The 18,638-nt window shown below is 71.7% G+C and carries 15 protein-coding genes; 9 read left to right on the top strand and 6 right to left on the bottom strand.

What is annotated here, in order from left to right:
* Positions 1-4 precede the first annotated feature (4 nt).
* The 4 genes from efeB (at position 5) to IF28_RS0107110 (ending at position 4,933) form a co-directional block, all read left to right on the top strand.
* Complete coding sequence (efeB, locus tag IF28_RS0107125; protein ID WP_030215582.1) at positions 5-1,291, top strand: iron uptake transporter deferrochelatase/peroxidase subunit; 1,287 nt, start codon at positions 5-7, stop codon at positions 1,289-1,291.
* 70 nt (positions 1,292-1,361) lie between these two features.
* A complete protein-coding gene (gene pheA, locus IF28_RS0107120; protein ID WP_030215580.1) occupies positions 1,362-2,294 on the top strand; it encodes a prephenate dehydratase in 933 nt (310 codons plus the stop codon).
* Positions 2,295-2,855: 561 nt separating this feature from the next.
* Positions 2,856-4,133 carry a serine--tRNA ligase gene (gene serS / locus IF28_RS0107115; protein WP_037892718.1) on the top strand — a complete coding sequence of 426 codons (1,278 nt, stop codon included), beginning with the start codon at positions 2,856-2,858 and terminating at the stop codon, positions 4,131-4,133.
* Positions 4,130-4,933 (top strand): HAD family hydrolase, encoded by an 804-nt coding sequence (locus IF28_RS0107110; protein ID WP_030215578.1) that lies wholly within the window; start codon positions 4,130-4,132, stop codon positions 4,931-4,933. The genes serS and IF28_RS0107110 overlap by 4 nt, the downstream gene beginning before the upstream one ends.
* 401 nt (positions 4,934-5,334) lie before the next feature.
* Here the strand turns inward: IF28_RS0107110 and IF28_RS0107105 are convergent, their stop codons facing one another.
* The 4 genes from IF28_RS0107105 to IF28_RS0107090 are packed head-to-tail and all read right to left on the bottom strand — an operon-like array spanning position 5,335 to position 8,908.
* Positions 5,335-6,054, bottom strand: coding sequence for an ABC transporter permease subunit (locus tag IF28_RS0107105; RefSeq protein WP_030215576.1), 720 nt, complete (start codon positions 6,052-6,054; stop codon positions 5,335-5,337).
* A 10-nt stretch (positions 6,055-6,064) separates the two neighbouring features.
* Complete coding sequence (locus IF28_RS0107100) at positions 6,065-6,976, bottom strand: ABC transporter ATP-binding protein (RefSeq protein ID WP_030215574.1); 912 nt, start codon at positions 6,974-6,976, stop codon at positions 6,065-6,067.
* Positions 6,973-7,887 (bottom strand): membrane protein, encoded by a 915-nt coding sequence (locus tag IF28_RS0107095; protein WP_030215571.1) that lies wholly within the window; start codon positions 7,885-7,887, stop codon positions 6,973-6,975. The genes IF28_RS0107100 and IF28_RS0107095 overlap by 4 nt, the downstream gene beginning before the upstream one ends.
* Positions 7,877-8,908 (bottom strand): ABC transporter ATP-binding protein, encoded by a 1,032-nt coding sequence (locus tag IF28_RS0107090; protein ID WP_078620940.1) that lies wholly within the window; start codon positions 8,906-8,908, stop codon positions 7,877-7,879. Before IF28_RS0107090 ends, IF28_RS0107095 begins: the two co-directional genes overlap by 11 nt.
* A gap of 156 nt (positions 8,909-9,064) precedes the next feature.
* On the opposite strand from IF28_RS0107090, the gene IF28_RS0107085 reads away from it, so the two are divergent.
* The 5 genes from IF28_RS0107085 (at position 9,065) to IF28_RS0107065 (ending at position 13,952) form a co-directional block, all read left to right on the top strand.
* Positions 9,065-10,852, top strand: coding sequence for an SDR family oxidoreductase (locus IF28_RS0107085; protein ID WP_030215564.1), 1,788 nt, complete (start codon positions 9,065-9,067; stop codon positions 10,850-10,852).
* A gap of 133 nt (positions 10,853-10,985) precedes the next feature.
* Entirely contained in the window at positions 10,986-11,534 is a 549-nt protein-coding gene (locus IF28_RS0107080; protein WP_030215556.1) for an RNA 2'-phosphotransferase, read from the top strand.
* Between the two features lie 7 nt (positions 11,535-11,541).
* Positions 11,542-12,000 (top strand): hypothetical protein, encoded by a 459-nt coding sequence (locus IF28_RS0107075; protein ID WP_030215554.1) that lies wholly within the window; start codon positions 11,542-11,544, stop codon positions 11,998-12,000.
* A 75-nt stretch (positions 12,001-12,075) separates the two neighbouring features.
* Complete coding sequence (locus IF28_RS0107070; RefSeq protein WP_030215552.1) at positions 12,076-12,978, top strand: LLM class flavin-dependent oxidoreductase; 903 nt, start codon at positions 12,076-12,078, stop codon at positions 12,976-12,978.
* Between the two features lie 86 nt (positions 12,979-13,064).
* On the top strand, positions 13,065-13,952 hold the full coding sequence (locus tag IF28_RS0107065; protein WP_030215550.1) for an HAD hydrolase family protein: 888 nt from the start codon (positions 13,065-13,067) through the stop codon (positions 13,950-13,952).
* 1 nt (position 13,953) lies between these two features.
* On the opposite strand, the gene IF28_RS0107060 is transcribed toward IF28_RS0107065, so the two are convergent.
* Both IF28_RS0107060 and cydD read right to left on the bottom strand, forming a co-directional pair.
* Positions 13,954-15,012 carry a M23 family metallopeptidase gene (locus IF28_RS0107060; protein WP_030215549.1) on the bottom strand — a complete coding sequence of 353 codons (1,059 nt, stop codon included), beginning with the start codon at positions 15,010-15,012 and terminating at the stop codon, positions 13,954-13,956.
* Positions 15,013-15,139: 127 nt separating this feature from the next.
* The gene (gene cydD / locus IF28_RS0107055; protein ID WP_030215546.1) at positions 15,140-18,631 is read right to left on the bottom strand and encodes a thiol reductant ABC exporter subunit CydD; all 3,492 of its coding nucleotides are present in this window, start codon (positions 18,629-18,631) and stop codon (positions 15,140-15,142) included.
* Positions 18,632-18,638: the final 7 nt, after the last annotated feature.

The following is an 18,638-nucleotide window of genomic DNA, read 5'->3' as shown; positions in this document are numbered from 1 at the left end:
CACCATGCCCGACCAGTCCATTTCACAGGTCCGGACCCCCGAACCGCCCCAGGAGGAGCAAAGGGACCGGGCCGCCGGCCACGGCATCTCCCGACGCCGACTGCTCGGCACGGCTGGTGCCACCGGGCTCGCACTCGGGGCGGCCGGCGGGGCCGTGGGATACGCGTCGGCGCCGGCCGGTGCCACCCCCCTGACCTCGGTCGGCGACAGCCAGGTCCCGTTTCACGTGAAACATCAGCCCGGCATCACCCAGCCGCTCCAGGCCCGCGGTCATCTCGTCGCCCTCGACCTCGCCCCCGGCGCGGGGCGCAAGGAGGCGGCCGCCCTGCTGCGTCGCTGGTCGGACACCGCCCGCCGGCTGATGGCGGGCGAGCCCAGCGCACAGGACGACACCGGTGTGGCCGGCGACGCCGGCCCCTCCTCCCTGACCCTCACCTTCGGCTTCGGCCACAGCTTCTTCGCCCGCACCGGCCTGGAGAAGCAGCGCCCCGTCGCCCTGGACCCGCTGCCCGACTTCTCCTCCGACCACCTCGACAAGGCCCGCAGCAACGGCGACCTGTGGGTGCAGATCGGCGCCGACGACGCCCTCGTGGCCTTTCACGCCCTGCGCGCCGTCCAGAAGGACGCGGGTTCGGCGGCCAGGGTGCGCTGGCAGATGAACGGCTTCAACCGCTCACCCGGTGCCACCGCCCAACCCATGACCGCCCGCAATCTGATGGGCCAGGTCGACGGCACCCGCAACCCCAAGCCCGCCGACTCCGACTTCGACCAGCGGATCTACGTCCCGGAGCAGGGCGAGCCCGCCTGGATGGCGAACGGCTCCTACGCCGTCGTACGTCGTATCCGCATGCTGCTGGACGACTGGGAGAAGCTGTCGCTCCGGGAGCAGGAGGGCGTCATCGGGCGCCACAAGGCCGACGGGGCGCCGCTGTCCGGCGGGACCGAGACGTCCGACATGGACCTGGAGAAGACCGATTCCCAGGGCAACCTGGTGGTCCCCTTCAACGCCCACGCGAGGATCACCCGGCCCGATCAGAACGGCGGCGCGGCCATGCTCCGCCGCCCGTTCTCGTACCACGACGGCATCGGCTCGGACGGGGTGCCGGACGCGGGCCTGCTGTTCATCTGCTGGCAGGCCGATCCGCTGCGCGGTTTCGTGCCGGTGCAGCGCAAGCTCGACCGGGGCGACGCCCTCACGCCGTTCGTCCGCCACGAGTCGAGCGGGCTGTTCGCGGTGCCGGGCGGCGCGGCGGAGGGCGAGTATGTGGGCCAGCGCCTGCTGGAGGGGTGAGAACCGCTCCGGCTCACCCCTGAGGGCCGCATCGGGAAACGCCGTCGGCCGGGCCCATTAGGGTGAGGTCATGCCAGCGAGCTATGCGTATCTCGGTCCAGAGGGCACCTTCACCGAAGTCGCCCTGCGCACGCTTCCCGAGGCGGCCACCCGTGAGCTGATCCCGTACGTGTCGGTGCAGTCCGCGCTCGACGCGGTGCGCGTCGGCGAGGCCGAGGCCGCGTTCGTCCCCATCGAGAACTCGGTCGAGGGCGGTATCACCACCACCCTCGACGAACTCGTCGCGGGCACCCCGCTGATGATCTACCGCGAGGTGCTGCTGTCGATCACCTTCGCGCTGCTCGTCCGTCCGGGCACCAAGCTGTCGGACATCAAGACGGTCACCGCCCACCCGGCCGCCCAGCCACAGGTCCGCAACTGGCTGAAGACGCATCTCCCGGACGTCGTCTGGGAGTCGGCGGCCTCCAACGCGGACGGTGCGCGACTGGTCCAGGAGGGCCGGTACGACGCCGCCTTCGCCGGTGAGTTCGCGGCCGCCCGGTACGGCCTGGAGGCCCTGGAGACGGGGATCCACGACGCGGAGAACGCCCAGACCCGCTTCGTCCTGGTGGGCCGCCCCGCCCGGCCCGCCGCTCCCACGGGCGCCGACAAGACCTCCGTGGTGCTGTGGCAGCGCGACGACCACCCCGGCGGTCTGCGCGATCTGCTGGGCGAGTTCGCCACCCGCGGCATCAACCTGATGCTGCTCCAGTCCCGGCCGACCGGCGCCGGGATCGGCAACTACTGCTTCTGCGTCGACGCCGAGGGCCATATCTCGGACCGCCGGATGGCCGAGGCGCTGATGGGACTCAAGCGGATCTGTCTGCAGGTGCGTTTCCTCGGCTCGTACCCGCGCGCGGATGTGCGTCCGGGGGAGGTGCGGCCGACGTTTCCCGGTACGTCGGACGAGGAGTTCGTGGGGGCCGCGGACTGGGTCGCCCGGTGCCAGGACGGGCGGTTCTGACGGACCCCGGGCTCTCCTTCGGCGCGTAGGGGCCGGTCCTACCTGCTGATTTTCATTGTCCACAGAAGTTATCCACAGGTCCGCTTCTCTACCTGGGGACAAGTCGACACCGAAGCGACATTCGGTCGACAAATCGCCCCACGGGTCATGATCCCGTTTATCGCCCGGCGCCCCACCCTTCGTCCACCCTTTTCCTTTGGTCAACCCTTTGGGATGAGTCGTTTCCACTCAAAAGTGGGGATGAGGGGGGTTTGTCCATGGAATCCTCGACGGTGATCAAGCACTTCGGAGTGATCGATTCCGGCATCCACAGATCTTCCCCACACCCTGTGGATAACCTCACCGAAAGGGTGAGCACCTGTGGACAACCGAAGCCCAAGTTCCGCTCCCCGCAAGGAAGTCAGGTCAACCGGCGGCCCGCGAACCGACCCGTTCCGGGGGAAGTGCCGCATTCATTGACCTTGCGGGACACATTGCGCATTCGCCCCATGACGGAACGTGTGCCATGACACCGCAATAGTGAGTCGTGAGGCGTCACCCCGCACCGGTAGCCTTGAGCGCGTGATTGACCTTCGCCTGCTTCGTGAGGACCCCAACCGTGTGCGCGCTTCCCAGCGCGCCCGTGGAGAGGACGTCGCGCTCGTCGACGCCCTCCTGTCTGCCGACGAGCGGCGCAGGTCGTCCGGCGTCCGCTTCGACGAGCTGCGCGCCGAACAGAAGTCGCTCGGCAAGCTCGTCCCCAAGGCTTCCGGCGACGAGAAGGCCGAGCTGCTGAAGCGGGCCGGCCAGCTCGCCGCCGACGTCAAGGCGGCCGACGCCGACCGCGACGCCGCCGCGACGGAGACCCAGGACCTCCTGCTCCGGCTGAGCAACCTCGTCCACCCCGACGTTCCCGTCGGCGGCGAGGAGGACTTCGTCACGCTGGAGACGCACGGAGACATCCGCGACTTCGACGCCGAGGGCTTCGCGCCCAAGGACCACCTGGAGCTCGGCCAGCTCCTCGGCGCCATCGACGTCGAGCGGGGCGCCAAGGTCTCGGGCTCCCGCTTCTACTTCCTGACCGGCGTCGGCGCGCTGCTCGAGCTCGCCCTGGTGAACGCCGCGATGGCGCAGGCCACGGCCGCCGGGTTCACGCCGATGCTGACCCCCGCGCTGGTGCGCCCCCAGTCGATGGCGGGCACCGGGTTCCTCGGCCAGGCGGCCCAGGACGTCTACCACCTCGACAAGGACGACCTCTACCTGGTCGGCACGTCCGAGGTGGCGCTCGCCGCCTACCACATGGACGAGATCCTCGACGCCGACCGGCTGCCGCTGCGCTACGCGGGCTTCTCGCCCTGCTTCCGCCGCGAGGCCGGCTCGCACGGCAAGGACACCCGGGGCATCTTCCGCGTGCACCAGTTCGACAAGGTCGAGATGTTCTCGTACGTCGCCCCGGAGGACTCGCGGGCGGAGCACCAGCGGCTGCTGGAGTGGGAGAAGCAGTGGCTGACGTCGCTGGAGCTGCCGTTCCGCGTGATCGACGTCGCCTCGGGCGACCTGGGTTCCTCGGCCGCGCGTAAGTACGACTGCGAGGCCTGGATCCCGACCCAGGGCAAGTACCGCGAGCTGACCTCGACCTCGGACTGCACCGAGTACCAGTCGCGCCGGCTGTCGATCCGGGTCCGTGAGGACAAGAAGGTGCGCCCGCTGGCCACGCTCAACGGCACGCTGTGCGCCGTACCGCGCACGATCGTCGCGATCCTGGAGAACCACCAGCAGGCCGACGGCTCCGTGCGCGTGCCCGAGGTGCTGCGTCCGTACCTGGGCGGCCGGGAGATCCTGGAGCCGGTCAGCAAGTGAGCACCCTCTTCCCCTATCGGCTCATCGCCACGGACCTCGACGGCACGCTGCTGCGGGAGGACCAGTCGGTCTCCCGCCGCACCCGTGACGCGCTCGCCGCGGCCACCGCGGCGGGCGCCGCGCACATCGTCGTCACCGGTCGCGCGGTGCCCTGGACCCGCCCCATACTCGAGGACCTCGGCTACGAGGGACTCGCCGTCTGCGGCCAGGGCGCGCAGGTGTACGACGCCGGAGCGGACCGCCTGCTGACGTCGGTGACCCTGGACCGGCAGCTGGCCGGGGTGGCGCTGGCCAAGATCGAGGCGGAGGTCGGCCCGCTGTACCTGGCGGCCAGCCGTGACGGTCTGGACGGCGATGTGCTGGTAGGCCCCGGGTACGAGGTCAAGGGCGCGCTCCCGGCGACACCGTTCACGGACGCGTCCGACCTGTGGACGGCGCCGCTGAACAAGCTGTACATCCAGCACCCGCGGCTGACGTCGGACGAGCTCGCCGAGGCGGCCACCGGGGTCGCGGGCGGGTTCGTCACCGTCACCATGGCGGGCGAGGGGATCGTCGAACTGCTCCCGCTCGGCCTCTCGAAGGCCACGGGCCTGTCGCTGGCCGCGCGCAGGCTGGGCGTGAAGGCCGCGGAGACGATCGCCTTCGGCGACATGCCCAACGACATCCCGATGTTCGCCTGGTCCGCCCACGGCGTAGCCATGGCCAACGCCCACGAGGACCTGAAGTCAGTGGCAGACGAGGTGACGACCTCCAACGAGGAGGACGGCATCGCCCGGGCCCTGGAACGCCTTCTGCCATAACTGCGGGCGATCGTGCCTCCCCCGGTATCTCAAGGGCCCGGGGAGGTATCCCCAGGACGGCACGGATGGGGGTGCGCGCCCCGCGAACACCGGGCTGCGCACCCCCACCCGCCCCGACTCCGCGACCGCCTCCGAAGAGGCGAAACCAGGGAAGGGCGGCCCACGCGCCACAGATACGCGTGCTCGAAGCGGCCGCCCCGGACGGTCCCGTGCGGGCGGGCTCGACGGAGCAGCAGCTCCGAAGCCCCCCACGGACCGCCCTGCAAGGAACGGGCCATGCCACGCATGGACTCCTCCGCTCCCCTCCCGGCAATCGGCGCCGGACTTTCCCGGCGATGCGGACACAACCACTCTGCCCGCCGGAAAAGACCGACGCCACCGAATAACCCGGCGGGGACCGCCTACTCCTCACCGGCCAGCGTCAGCGACCGCAGCTTCTGCCCGGCGTACCAGGTCGCCAGCACGGTCACCGCGACCAGCAGCACCGTCGCCGTCGTCAGACCCACGTCCGAGGTCACCAGCTCACCGCCGGACACCTTCTGCGCCACCGCCAACGACCACTGCTGAACGCTCAGCGTGCGCGCACCCGGCACCAGGGAGCCGAACAGCGCCTCCCAGACCAGCGCGTAGACCAGCCCGAACACCACCGCGTGCCGCGAGACGGTGCCCAGCAGCAGGAAGAGCGCCGCGTACGCGATCGAGGCGACCAGCGCGGCCACGGTGTAGGCGACGGCGACCTGCTGGCCGTTGCCGTTGAGGATGAAGCCCGCGATCAGGGTCGGCACCGCCGAGAACACCATGGTGACGGCGATCGCGACGATCAGCTTGGTGTAGATGATGGTCGGCCGCTTGATCGGCTTGGACAGCAGGTACACCACCGAGCCGTCGTCGATCTCGGGACCGATGGCCCCGGTTCCGGCGATGACACCGATGATCGGCACCATGGTGGCGAGCGCGAGCCCGCCGAGGACGTCCGCCGCGGTCTGGTCGTCGGCGCCCGCGAGGCCGCGCACGGCCAGGGAGATCGCGATCAGCAGCAGCGGCAGGGCGCCCAGGATGAGGGCCCGGCGACGGCCGAGCAGGGCCCGGTAGGTGAGCCGGGCGACTGTGGGGTCGTACATCTTGGGCCTCCTACGCCGCGACGAGATACGAGAAGACGGACTCGAGGGACTCGTCGGACGGCGAGACCGTGAGCAGCCGGATGCCGTGTTCCTTGGCGACCTTCGGCAGCAGGGCGGTGAAGCGGCCGAAGTCGACGGCCTGGATGAGCAGGGCGCCCTCGGCCTGGTCGACCTCGATGCCGGACGTCGACGGGTCGGCGATCAGCGCGGCCGCGAGCGCGCGGTCGTCGCTGGAGCGCACCAGATAGCGGTGCGGCCGGTCGGTCATCAGACGGCGGATCCGGCGGAAGTCACCGCTGGCCGCGTGCCGGCCGGCGACGACGACCTCGATGTGCCAGGCGAGCTGTTCGACCTCCTCGAGGATGTGGGAGGAGAACAGCACGGTGCGGCCCTCGTCGCCCATGCGCCGCAGCAGGTCCATCAGCTGCATGCGCTGGCGCGGGTCCATGCCGTTGAACGGCTCGTCGAGGAGGAGCAGCGACGGCTGGTGGACCAGCGCGGACGCCATCTTCACGCGCTGCCGCATGCCCTTGGAGTACGTGGCGATCTTGCGGTCCTGCGCGTACTCCATCTCGACCGTGGCGAGCGCCTTCTGTGCCGCCTTGGCTCCCAGACCATGGAGTTCGGCGTTGGCGACGACGAATTCACGCCCGGTCAGGAAGTCGTACATCGCCTCGCGTTCGGGGACGATGCCGATGTGCTTGTAGATGGCCTCGTTGCGCCACACCTGCTGTCCGTCGAGGGTGACGGTGCCGGTGGAGGGGGCGAGGAAGCCGGCCATCATGTTGATGAGGGTGGACTTCCCGGCTCCGTTGGGGCCGAGCAGGCCGGTGACGCCGGGGCCGATGGTCATGGTGACGTCGTTGACGGCGACCACGTTGCCGAACCAGCGGGAGACGTGGTCGATGGAGAGTGTGGTCACAGTCCCACCTTCCGGTAGCGGCGGGTCAGAAGGCCGTAGCAGGCGGCGATCAGGCCGAGGGTGAACAGGACGTAGACGACGCCCTCACCGGTGCTCGGGCCCACCCCGCCCGGGAAGGCGGAGGTCGCGCCCAGGAAGGCGGACTGCACGCCGTCGATGAGGGTGATCGGCGAGAACAGGCCGATCCAGGCGATGCCGTCGCCGCTGTTCTGGACCTCCGCGATCGCCTGGAGGGTGGAGACGGCGCCGTAGGAGATCGTCAGTACGGCGATGACGGCCGCGATGCCGAAGCCCCGGCGCGGGGTGACGGCGGCGATGACCAGGCCGAGGCCGGCGAAGAGCAGCGAGAGCAGTGCCACGGAGACGAGTCCCTGCGCGAATCCCTTGGTCTGGTCGGTGAAGTCGAGCTTGGCCAGCAGGGCGCCGACGTACAGCACCAGCAGGGGCGCGGCGGTGAGGATGAACAGGGCCGAGGCCAGCGCGGCGAACTTGGCGCGGACGTAGTCGGCGGTCTCGATGGGCCGCGAGAAGTACAGCGGTACGGTCTTGAAGCGCAGGTCGCGCGAGACGGACTGGGGTGCTTGCGAGGCGACGTACAGGCTGATGACGGCCTGCATGATGATCGCGTAGCGGGTGTAGTCGACGGGCAGGTCCTTGGCCTTGGTGGCGACGGCGACGGCCACCATGATGGCGGCGGGCACGCACATGACCACGAACAGCAGCATCGGCAGCACCTTGGACTTCACCGAGCGGCCGAGGCCGTAGGCGCCGCGCAGGGACTGAGAGTACAGCGAGAGCCTGGCGTAGGAGCGGCCGAGGCGGGGGCCGTCGTAGGAGCGGTAGCCGATGTTGTGGATACGGGTGTCACCCGTCGCAGTGGCCGGTGTCCGCGTGGACTGCTCAGTTGCCATGGCCGACCGCCTCCTTCCGCTGCTCGCCGTTGTTCCGGTCACTGTTCTCGTCGCTGTCCTTGAAGACCTCGGCGATGTGGTGCCGGCGCTGTTCCATGCGCACCAGGCCGAGGCCGAGGTCCGCGATGACGTCGCGGACCAGGTCGTAGGTGTCCTCGCCCTGCGCGGTGAGCAGCAGGATGTGTCCGGCGCCCGGCAGGCCGCTGCCGTCCTCGACGGTCACCCCGCGCGCGTGGAGCGCGTCGCGCACCGCGCGGGTGCCGTCGGGGTGCTCGTCGGTGTCGGTGACCTCGATGGCGAGGGTCGTGGTCGTCTGGGTGAAGTCCGTGGTGGAGCTGGAGCGCAGCAGCTTGCCGCCGTCGACCACGACGACGTGGTCGCAGGTGCGCTCCAGTTCGCCCAGCAGGTGGGAGGTGACCAGGACCGAGATGCCGAAGTCGGTGTGGATGCGGCGGATCAGGCCCAGCATCTCGTCGCGGCCGACCGGGTCGAGTCCGTTGGTGGGCTCGTCCAGGAAGACCAGCTGGGGGTCGTGGACCAGGGCCTGCGCGAGCTTCACGCGCTGCTTCATGCCGGTGGAGTAGCCGCCGATGGGGCGGTAGCGCTCCTCGTACAGGCCGACATGGCGCAGGGTGTCCGCGGTGCGCTCCCGCGCGGCGGTGGGCGGCAGGCCCGACATGCGCGCCATGTGGACGACGAACTCGGTGGCCGAGACGTCCGGCGGCAGGCAGTCGTGTTCCGGCATGTAGCCGACCCGTTCGCGGATGGCGGCGCCCTTCGTGGCGACATCGAGGCCGAGCACTTCGGCGCGGCCCTCGGTGGCGGGGGACAGACCCAGAAGGATCTTGATCAGTGTGGACTTGCCGGCTCCATTGGCTCCGACGAGTCCGGTCACACCGGGCCCGACGTCCACGGAGAGCCGGTCAAGCGCGGTCACCCGGGGGAACCGCTTGCTCAGGCTTTCGGTCGCGATCACAGTCACATCCACGACGGTAGTGACCCGTACCACTGCGGTCGTCAGACCGGAGAGCCGTCTTGGGGTCCGTCTGGAGTCGTACGGGCCCGTAGGGGAATCCCCTTGCCGGGAGTTATCCACAGCCGGGAGACCCGCTATTGACGCCGGGGACGACCGGCTGCGAGATTCGCCGGTGTCACGTTACGGACACGTAGCGCAGTCATGACCACGGGGGGTGACGGCTTGTCGGGGACGGTGTGGGCGAAGGCCAGGGAGCGCCTGGTGCGTACGGGCGGTGTCGAGCTGTGCGTCGCGGAGCTGGGGGAGAGCGGGCGGCCGACGGTCGTGCTGGTGCACGGCTACCCGGACAGCAAGGAGGTGTGGTCCGAGGTCGCGTCCCGGCTCGCCGAGCGGTTCCACGTCGTGGCGTACGACGTCCGGGGCCACGGCCGGTCCACGGCGCCGAGCCCGCTGCGCGGCGGGTTCACCCTGGAGAAGCTGACCGACGACTTCCTGGCGGTCGTCGACGCGGTCAGCCCGGACCGGCCGGTGCATCTGGTGGGGCACGACTGGGGCTCGGTACAGGCCTGGGAGTTCGTCACGGTGCGGCGCGCCGCGGGACGGATCGCCTCCTTCACGTCGATGTCGGGGCCGTCGCTGGACCACTTCGGACACTGGATCGGCGCCCGTCTGAAGCGGCCCACCCCGCGCCGGGTCGGCCAGCTGCTGGGGCAGGGCGCCAAGTCCTGGTACGTGTATCTGCTGCACACACCGGTGCTGCCCGAACTCGCCTGGCGCGGCCCGCTCGGCCGGCACTGGCCGCGCGTCCTGGAGCGCCTCGAGAAGGTTCCCGGCGACGGCGGCTACCCGGCCCCCTCCCTGCCGTCGGACGCGGCCCACGGCGCCTGGCTCTACCGGGACAATGTGCGCTCCCGGCTGCGCCGCCCCCGCGCGGACGCCCACGCGCACGCGCCCGTGCAGCTCATCACGCCGCTGGACGACGCGTTCCTCTCCGAGCGGCTCTACGAGGATCTGGAGCGCTGGGCGCCGCGGCTGACCCGGCGGACGCTGCCGGCCCGGCACTGGATACCGCGCACCCGCCCGGACCTGCTGGCGTCGTGGATCGGCGAGTTCGTGAGATCCGTGGAGGGCGGCACGTCGGAGGTGACGGCTCCCGGCCCGTACGCCGACCGCTTCGGCGGGCAGCTGGTCCTGGTCACGGGGGCGGGCAGCGGCATCGGGCGGGCGACCGCGCTGGCGTTCGCGGAGGCGGGCGCGCGCGTGCTGGCCGTGGACCGGGACGCGGAGGCCGCGGCCCGTACCGCGGATCAAGCCCGCGAGCGCGGCGCGGCCGCCGCCTGGGCAGAAACGGCGGACGTCTCGGACGGGCAGGCCATGGAGATGCTCGCCGAGCGGGTCACCGCCGAGTACGGCGTCGTGGACGTGCTGGTGAACAACGCGGGCATCGGGCTGGGCGGTTCCTTCTTCGATACGACACCTCGGGAGTGGAAGGAGGTCCTCGACGTCAATCTGTGGGGAGTGATCCACGGCTGCCGGCTGTTCGGGCGGCTGATGGCCGAGCGCGGGCAGGGCGGCCACATCGTCAACGTGGCTTCGGCGGCGGCGTTCCAGCCGTCCAGGGCGCTGCCCGCCTACAGCACCTCGAAGGCGGCGGTGCTGATGCTCAGCGAGTGCCTGCGGGCGGAGCTGGCGGACCGGGACATCGGCGTGACGGCGATCTGCCCGGGGTTCGTCAACACGCCCATCACCTCCACCGCGCGCTTCGCGGGCGTGGACGCCGAGGAGGAGCGGCGGCTGCGGAAGCGGGCGGCGCGCCTGTACGGGCTGCGGAACTATCCGCCGGAGAAGGTCGCGGCCGCGATCCTGCGGGCGGTGGCACGCGACGAGGCGGTGGTACCGGTCACGCCGGAGGCGCGGACGGCGTATGCGCTGGCGCGGTGGATGCCGGGAGCGCTGCGGAGGATCGCGCGGGTGAAACCGCCGATGTGAACAACGGGCCGCTGGGGACCAGTTGTCCACAACACACGGCAATCAGCCTGTGGATAACCCTACTTGACTGTGGATCAAACCTCTGCGGCTAAATCGATCGCGTGACACGCGTCTCTCCCGGCACTCTGGACGGATGGACGAAAGACGCACCGTGAAGGTGTCGAAGTACCTTTCCAAACATCTGCGCCATCAGCCGGCGAGGATCGGCCTCACCCTCGACGAGGGCGGCTGGGTCGAGATCGAGACGCTGATCGCCGCGGCGACCGCGCACGGCTTCCGGTTCACCCGGGAGGAGCTGGACCATGTCGTCGCCGCCAACGACAAGCGGCGCTTCGCCGTCGAGGGCACACGGATCCGCGCCAGTCAGGGCCACAGCGTCGAGGTCGACCTCGGGCTGCCGGTGGCCACCCCGCCGCCGTACCTGTACCACGGCACCGTCGCCGGGAACCTGGAGTCGATCCGCGCCGAGGGGCTGCGGCCGATGAACCGGCATGATGTGCACCTCTCCGCCGACCGCGAGACGGCGACCCGTGTGGGGGCCCGTCGGGGCCGCCCCGTGGTGCTCTCCGTGGACACCGGCGCCATGCACCGCGACGGGCATGTCTTCCATGTGAGCGCGAACGGCGTATGGCTGACCCGGGCGGTACCGAGCCGGTATCTGCGCTTTCCCGGGAGCCGCTGAAGGCCGCATGATCGGCGGTATGGACCACCTGCCCACCACCGAGGCCGCCGTCACCGCGCTCCGGGCGCTCGCCGACACCTTCGGGCGCGAGATCGACGTCACTCACGACATCGGCGCGGACCTGACCTCGCGCCGCACCGCGGCGGGCGTCGGCGTCACCACCGACCCGGACGGCTCCTTCCCCCATGAGGCCTTCGTCGAGTTCGGCGGGCTGCCCCGGGTGAGCGTGCGGCTCTATCCCGAGGACGACGCGCTGATCGACGTCGAGGGCGTGGAGTGTCCCGACGTCCCCCGCGACGACGTGCCCGCCTTCCTGCGCTCCCTGTTCGACGGACTGGCCCACGTCAGGGCACGCCGCTTCCCTCCGGGCTACTTCCTGATCGTGCCGATGCCGGGAGACCGGACCCACAAGGAGTTCATCCCCATGATCGTCCTCACCCCGTGGCTGAGCGGGCGCGTGCGGTGACGGGGGCACGGCGACGGACGTGCCCCGGGGCGAATGTTTCACGTGAAACGCCCTGGGGCGCATAGGCTCGGTGCCATGAGCCTGCGTCTGAGCACCGTGATCCTCCCCTATCGCCGCTGGCACGAAGGCAGCCGTTCGGCGTGGGTGCGTGCCGAGGAACTCGGCTTCCACTCCGGGTACACCTACGACCATCTGTCCTGGCGTACCTTCCGGGACGGACCCTGGTTCGGCGCCGTACCGACCCTGACCGCCGCCGCGGGCGTCACCGAGCGGATGCGGCTGGGCACCCTGGTGACCTCGCCGAACTTCCGGCATCCGGTGACCCTCGCCAAGGAGCTCATCTCCCTCGACGACATCTCCGGCGGGCGGGTCACGCTGGGGATAGGGGCGGGCGGCACCGGCTTCGACGCCACGGCGCTCGGCCAGGAGCCGTGGACGCCCCGCGAGCGCGCCGACCGCTTCGCCGAGTTCGTTCCCCTGCTCGACCGGCTGCTCACCGAGGACTCGGTGTCGTACGAGGGCGACTTCTACGCGGCGCACGAGGCACGCGACATCCCGGGCTGTGTGCAGCGGCCCCGGCTGCCGTTCGCCGTGGCGGCCACCGGGCCGCGCGGGCTGCGGCTCGCGGCCCGGCACGGTCAGGCATGGGTGACGACGGGCGACCCCCGGCTGTTCGAGGACGGCACGCCCGAGCAGTCGGTTCAGGCCATTCGGGGCCAGGCGGAGAAGCTGGCCGACGCCTGCGCCGAGCTCGGCCGGGACGTGACCGAGCTGGACAAGATCCTGCTGACCGGGTTCACCCCGGACCGGGGCCGGCCGCTGGAGTCGCTGGACGCGTTCGTCGACTTCGCGGGCCGCCACGCCGCCCTGGGATTCACCGAGATCGTGATCCACTGGCCGATCCCGGACTCGGACTTCGCCGCCGACCAGAAGGTCTTCGAACGGATCGCCATGGAGGCACCGGCGCAGCTGCGGTGATCCGGGTGGACGAGCGTGCGGCGGGGGCCGCCGGTGACGACGGTAACCACTCAGATGTGCGGGGCCCCGCACGGCCGTGCGGGCATATGCGGGACAATGGCCGGGTGACCTCAGCGACCCGACAGCCCGAGACCCAGGCAGCCGCCACTCCTGTACGGCTCATCGCCACCGACCTCGACGGCACCCTGCTGCGCGACGACAAGTCGGTGTCCCCGCGCACCGTCGCCGCGCTCGCCGCGGCGGAGGAGGCGGGTGTCGAGGTCTTCTTCGTCACCGGCCGCCCGGCCCGCTGGATGGACGTGGTCAGCGACCACGTCCACGGTCACGGCCTCGCCATCTGCGGCAACGGCGCGGCTGTCGTCGATCTGCACGGCGGTCCCGGGGCGCACCGCTTCGTGAAGGTGCGCGAGCTGCCCCGGAAGAACGCCCTGGACGCCGTACGGCTGCTGCGTGACGCCGCCCCCGGCACCGTGTACGCCGTCGAGCAGACATTCGGCTTCAACCAGGAGCCGGCATACCCGAAGCTGCACATGGAGGTCCCCGACATCCTCGCCCCCGCCGAGGACCTGCTGGCGCCGGACTCCCACACCGCCGGCGAGCCGGTGCTCAAGATCCTCGCCTACCACCCCGACCTCGATCCCGACGCCTTCCTCACGCTCGCCCGGATCGCCATCGGCGACCGTGCGAACGTCACCCGCTCCAGCCCCAGCGCCCTGCTGGAGATCAGCGGCCCCGGGGTGTCCAAGGCGAGCACGCTCGCCCTGTGCTGCGCCGAGCGCGGCATCTCCCACGAGGAGGTCGTCGCCTTCGGTGACATGCCGAACGACGTCGAGATGCTGACCTGGGCCGGCCGTTCCTACGCGATGGGCAACGCCCACGCGGACGTGATCGCCGCCGCTTCGGGCCGCACGGTCGCCAACAACGACGACGGGGTGGCCGTGGTCATCGAACGGCTGCTGGACGAAAGCCGGTAACTCACAGCGTCACCCCGCGCCCGGCCAGCCACGGCACCGGATCGACCGCCGACCCCATCTCCGGCGTGACCCGCACCTCGAAGTGCAGATGCGGCCCCGTGGAATTGCCGCTGGTACCGGACTGGCCGATCCACTGCCCGGGCGACACCCGGTCGCCCTGGTCGACGGCGACCGCTGCCAGATGGGCGTACTGGGTGTAGTAGCCGCCCGCGTGCCGGACCACGATCTCGATGCCGAAGGCGCCCCCGCAGGACACCCTCACCACCTCCCCGGTGCCCACGGCCCGCACCGGTGTGCCGATCGGCACCGCGAAGTCCTGCCCGGTGTGCCGGTTCGCCCACCGCGTGCCCCCGCTGCCGTAGGAGGCCGACAGTTCGTACGTCTCCACCGGGGCCACCCAGCGACTGCTGAACCATGTCTCCGGCTGGTCCAGACGGACCGCGCCGCGGCAGGCACCGGCCGCGACCGAGGCGTCCGCCTGCCCCTGGAGCTTCCAGCGGGCGGTCTCGAGTTTCCGCTCGATGCCCCGCTGCAGGGTGGCGAGTTCCGTGTTCCTCGTCTCCAGCCTCTGCCACGCCGCCGCGGCCTTCGCCTCGTCGCGGGCGAGCCGGGTCTCGGCGCGCTCGCTCCTGCCGACGGCCTTGTCGAGCGACACCTCCGCCTGCCGTACGGCCCGCTGACCGCGCATCAGCTGCTCCGGGTCGTCGGCGAGGAGCATCTGCGCGGTGAGCGGCAGCCCGCCTCCGTCCCGGTACTGTGAGCTCGCGATCCGGCCCAGGTCCTTGTGCAGAACCGCCAGTTCCCGCCGCTCCCGGTCGAGCCGCTTCTCCAGCCTCTGCGCCGTGGACCGCTGCTCCTCCGCCTCGCGCCGGCCGGCCTCGTACCGCGTCGTCGCCGACTCCGCCTCCGCGTAGAGCCGCGCCACTTCCGCGCTGACGCCGGATACGGAACCGTGGCCGGGGGCGTGGGAGCCGTCGCCGTCGGCGGGCCGGGCGGCCAGCACGGCGAGCGCGCACAGTGACACGGCGACGAGCAGCGGATGGCGGCGGGTGAAGCGCATGACTGCGATCCTGGCCCCCGCCCCCGGCGACGGTCCTGTTCACGTCGTACACATGGGGGACCGCCGGCCCCGTACGGACCAGCGGTGCCCCCGAACGGGGGTCCGCCCGCACCTGCCTGACGCCGAATCAGCCTGCCACCAGAAGTCCGGCCTCTTCCTCCCGACGGGCCATCACCCGCAACGGGCCCGGCACGGCAGAGAGTTCCGCGTACGGCCCGCGCTGCACGATCCGGCCCTCGTCCAGCACCACGACCTCGTCCACGGCCTCGAGACCGGCCAGCCGGTGGGTGATGAGCAGCGTCGTACGGCCCTCGGTGGCGGCCAGCAGGTCGGCAGTGAGGGCGTCGGCGGTCGGCAGGTCGAGGTGTTCGGCGGGCTCGTCCAGGACCAGCACGGGGAAGTCCGCGAGCAGCGCCCGGGCGAGCGCCAGCCGCTGCCGCTGTCCGCCGGACAGCCGCGCCCCCTGCTCGCCGACGAGCGTGTCGAGCCCCTCGGGCAGGCTGTCGGCCCACTCCAGCAGCCGGGCCCGGCCGAGCACGTCCCGCAGTTCGTCCTCGCCGGCGTCCTTCCTGGCGAGCAGCAGGTTCTCCCGTACCGAGGAGTTGAACAGGTGCGCGTCCTGCGCGCACAGTCCGACCAGCCGCCGTACGTCGTCGCCGTCCAGGGCCTGGGCGTCCACCCCCGCCAGCGTGTACGAACCCGAGCCGGCGTCCAGGAACCGCAGCAGTGTCTGCGCGAGCGTCGTCTTCCCGGAGCCCGACGGGCCGACCACCGCGATCCGGCGGCCCCGCTCCAGCGTCAGGTCCAGCCCGGCGAGCGCGTCCCGGTCCTGACCGGGGTGCCGGGCGGTCAGCCCCTTGACCACGAGCGGGAACGGCGAGGCCGGCGCCTGCCGGGGCGTCTCCGGTTCGCGCACGGGCACCGGGGCGTCCAGGACCTCGTACACGCGCTCGGCGCTGCGGCGCACCCTCTGCCGGTACTGCACGGCGAGCGGCATCCCGAGGACGGCCTCGAACGCGGCCAGCGGGGTGAGGATCACCACGGCGAGGGCCACTCCGTCGAGCCGGCCGGTGGCCACGGCCTGCACGCCGACGAGCGCGGCGGCGGCGACGGTCAGGCCGGAGATCAGCGCGGTGAACCCGTCGCCGAGCGCGGTGGCGGTGGCGGCGCGTGACGCGATGCGGGTGAGCGTGCCGTCGGCCCGCCGCGTCTCGGCGGTCCGCGCGGGCAGGGCGCCGGCGACGGTCAGTTCGGCGGTGCCGGTGAGCAGATCGGTCACGCGGGTGGCGAGAACGCCGCGCGCCGGGGCCAGCCTGCCTTCCGCCCTCCGGGCCACGGCGCCGGTCAGCAGGGGCACTCCGGCGCCCGCCGCGAGCAGTCCGGCGGCGAGCACGGCACCGGCCTCGGGGAGCAGCCAGGCGGTGAAGCCGACGGACAGGGCGGAGACGGCTACGGCGGCGCCGGCGGGCAGCAGCCAGCGCAGCCAGTAGTCCTGGAGCGCGTCCACGTCGGAGACCAGCCGGGACAACAGGTCCCCCCGGCGGGTGCCGCGCAGTCCGGCCGGGGCCAGCCGCTCCAGGCGCCGGTAGACCGCGACCCGGGTGTCGGCCAGCATGCGCAGCACGGCGTCGTGCGACACGAGCCGCTCGGCGTAGCGGAACACGGCCCGCCCGATGCCGAAGGCGCGGGTCGCCGTGACGGCCACCATCAGATACAGCACGGGCGGCTGCTGCGAGGCCCGGGAGATGAGCCATCCCGACGTCGCCATGAGCCCGACGGCGCTGCCCAGGGCGAGGGTGCCGAGCAGCAGCGCGAGGGTGATCCGCCCCCGCCGGGCCCCGGAGAGCGCGCGGACGCGGGCGAGGACACCGCCCTGGACCGGTCCCGCGTGCTCGTGCGCGACGGTTTCGCCGTCCGGTACGGGGTTCACCGTGCCGGCGGTCGCGGTGCCGCTCTCCCGGCGCGGGGCCTCACCGCGGCTCGTGGGGGCCGGTTCGGTGAGCCGCACCACCCGGTCGGCGACGGCCAGCAGCGCCGGCCGGTGAACCACGAGCAGGACGGTCCGCCCGGCCGTCAGCCGCCGTACCGCCGCCACGATGCCGGCCTCGGTGGCACCGTCCAGTGCGGCCGTGGGCTCGTCGAGCAGCAGGACGGGCCGGTCCGCGAGGAACGCGCGGGCCAGCGCGAGCCGCTGCCGCTGTCCGGCCGACAGTCCCGCCCCGTCCTCACCGAGCACGGTCCCGGCGCCGTCGGGCAGCTCGTCCACGAACTCCAGCGCCCCGGCGTCCCGCAGGGCGCGCCGTACGGCGTCGTCGTCGGCGTCGGGACGGGCCAGGCGTACGTTCTCCGTGATCGTCCCGGCGTACAGACGGGGCCGCTGCGGCACCCAGGCCACGCGGGCGTGCCACTCGGCGAGGTCGAGTCCGGCGAGATCGGCTCCCCCGATCCGCACCCGCCCCCCGGTGGGCCGGACGAACCCGAGCAGCACGTTCAGCAGGGTCGACTTGCCGGCGCCGCTCGGTCCGACGAGCGCGACGGTCTCGCCGGGCGCGACGGTGAAGGACACGTCCCGCACTGCGTCCGCCGACCGGCCGGGGTGGCGGACCGTCACGTCCTCGAAGGCGAGGTCGCCCCTCGGCACCTCTCCCGTTCCGGCGGCGGGCACCGGTGTCTCCAGCACCGAGAAGATGTCCTCCGCCGCTCCGAGGCCCTCCGCGGCCGCGTGGTACTGGGCGCCGACCTGCCGCAGCGGCAGATAGGCCTCGGGCGCCAGGATCAGGATGAGCAGGCCGGTGTAGAGGTCCATCTCGCCGTACACGAGCCGCATGCCGATCGTCACGGCGACCAGTGCCACCGAGAGGGTGGCGAGCAGTTCCAGCGCGAAGGAGGAGATGAAGGCGATCCGCAGCGTCCGCATGGTCGCCCGCCGGTAGTCGTCGGTGATCCGCCGGATCGACTCCGCCTGCGCCTTGGCCCGTCCGAAGACCTTCAGCGTGGGCAGTCCGGCGACGACGTCGAGGAAGTGACCGGACAGCCGGGACAGCACCAGCCACTGACGGTCCATCCGGGACTGGGTGGCCCAGCCGATCAGCACCATGAAGACGGGGATGAGCGGCAGGGTGCCCACGATGATCGCCGCGGAGACCCACTCCTCGGTGACGATCCGCGCCAGCACCGCCACCGGGACGACGACCGCGAGACCCAGCTGCGGAAGGTAGCGGGAGAAGTAGCCGTCGAGGGCGTCGACCCCACGGGTGGCCAGCGCGACCAGCGATCCGGTGCGCTGTCCGTCCAGCCAGCCCGGTCCCAGCGCCGTGGCCCGCTCCAGCAGCCGTCCCCTCAGCTCCGACTTGACCGCGGCGCTCGCCCGGTGTGCGGCCAGCTCGGTCAGCCAGCCGACGAGTCCGCGGCCGGCCGCCACGACGACGAGCAGCAGCAGAGGGGTGCCGAGCGCACCGGCGGACAGCCCGTCCTCGAACGCGCCCACCACGATCTCGGCGATGAGCATGGCCTGGGCGATGACCAGCGCCGCCCCGAGAACCCCCAGGCCGACGACCGCCACCAGGAAGCCGCGGGTGGCACGGGCGTACCGGAACAGGCGCGGGTCGATCGGTTTCACGTGAAAC

The sequence above is a fragment of the Streptomyces sp. NRRL WC-3626 genome, assembly GCF_000718785.1.
Taxonomy (GTDB): domain Bacteria; phylum Actinomycetota; class Actinomycetes; order Streptomycetales; family Streptomycetaceae; genus Streptomyces; species Streptomyces edwardsiae.
The sequence above is the reverse complement of the archived record's forward strand: the minus strand, read 5'-3'. Positions and strand labels throughout refer to the sequence as shown.

What these genes read in the sequence shown, in the direction of transcription:
- IF28_RS0107070 (WP_030215552.1), top strand. Translation starts at nt 12,076, where the DNA reads ATGAGCCTGCGTCTGAGCACCGTGATCCTCCCCTATCGCCGCTGGCAC.
- IF28_RS0107080 (WP_030215556.1), top strand. Translation starts at nt 10,986, where the DNA reads ATGGACGAAAGACGCACCGTGAAGGTGTCGAAGTACCTTTCCAAACAT.
- IF28_RS0107060 (WP_030215549.1), bottom strand. Translation starts at nt 15,012, where the DNA reads ATGCGCTTCACCCGCCGCCATCCGCTGCTCGTCGCCGTGTCACTGTGC.
- IF28_RS0107065 (WP_030215550.1), top strand. Translation starts at nt 13,065, where the DNA reads ATGCGGGACAATGGCCGGGTGACCTCAGCGACCCGACAGCCCGAGACC.
- IF28_RS0107095 (WP_030215571.1), bottom strand. Translation starts at nt 7,887, where the DNA reads ATGGCAACTGAGCAGTCCACGCGGACACCGGCCACTGCGACGGGTGAC.
- pheA (WP_030215580.1), top strand. Translation starts at nt 1,362, where the DNA reads ATGCCAGCGAGCTATGCGTATCTCGGTCCAGAGGGCACCTTCACCGAA.
- efeB (WP_030215582.1), top strand. Translation starts at nt 5, where the DNA reads ATGCCCGACCAGTCCATTTCACAGGTCCGGACCCCCGAACCGCCCCAG.
- IF28_RS0107075 (WP_030215554.1), top strand. Translation starts at nt 11,542, where the DNA reads ATGATCGGCGGTATGGACCACCTGCCCACCACCGAGGCCGCCGTCACC.
- IF28_RS0107105 (WP_030215576.1), bottom strand. Translation starts at nt 6,054, where the DNA reads ATGTACGACCCCACAGTCGCCCGGCTCACCTACCGGGCCCTGCTCGGC.
- IF28_RS0107085 (WP_030215564.1), top strand. Translation starts at nt 9,065, where the DNA reads ATGACCACGGGGGGTGACGGCTTGTCGGGGACGGTGTGGGCGAAGGCC.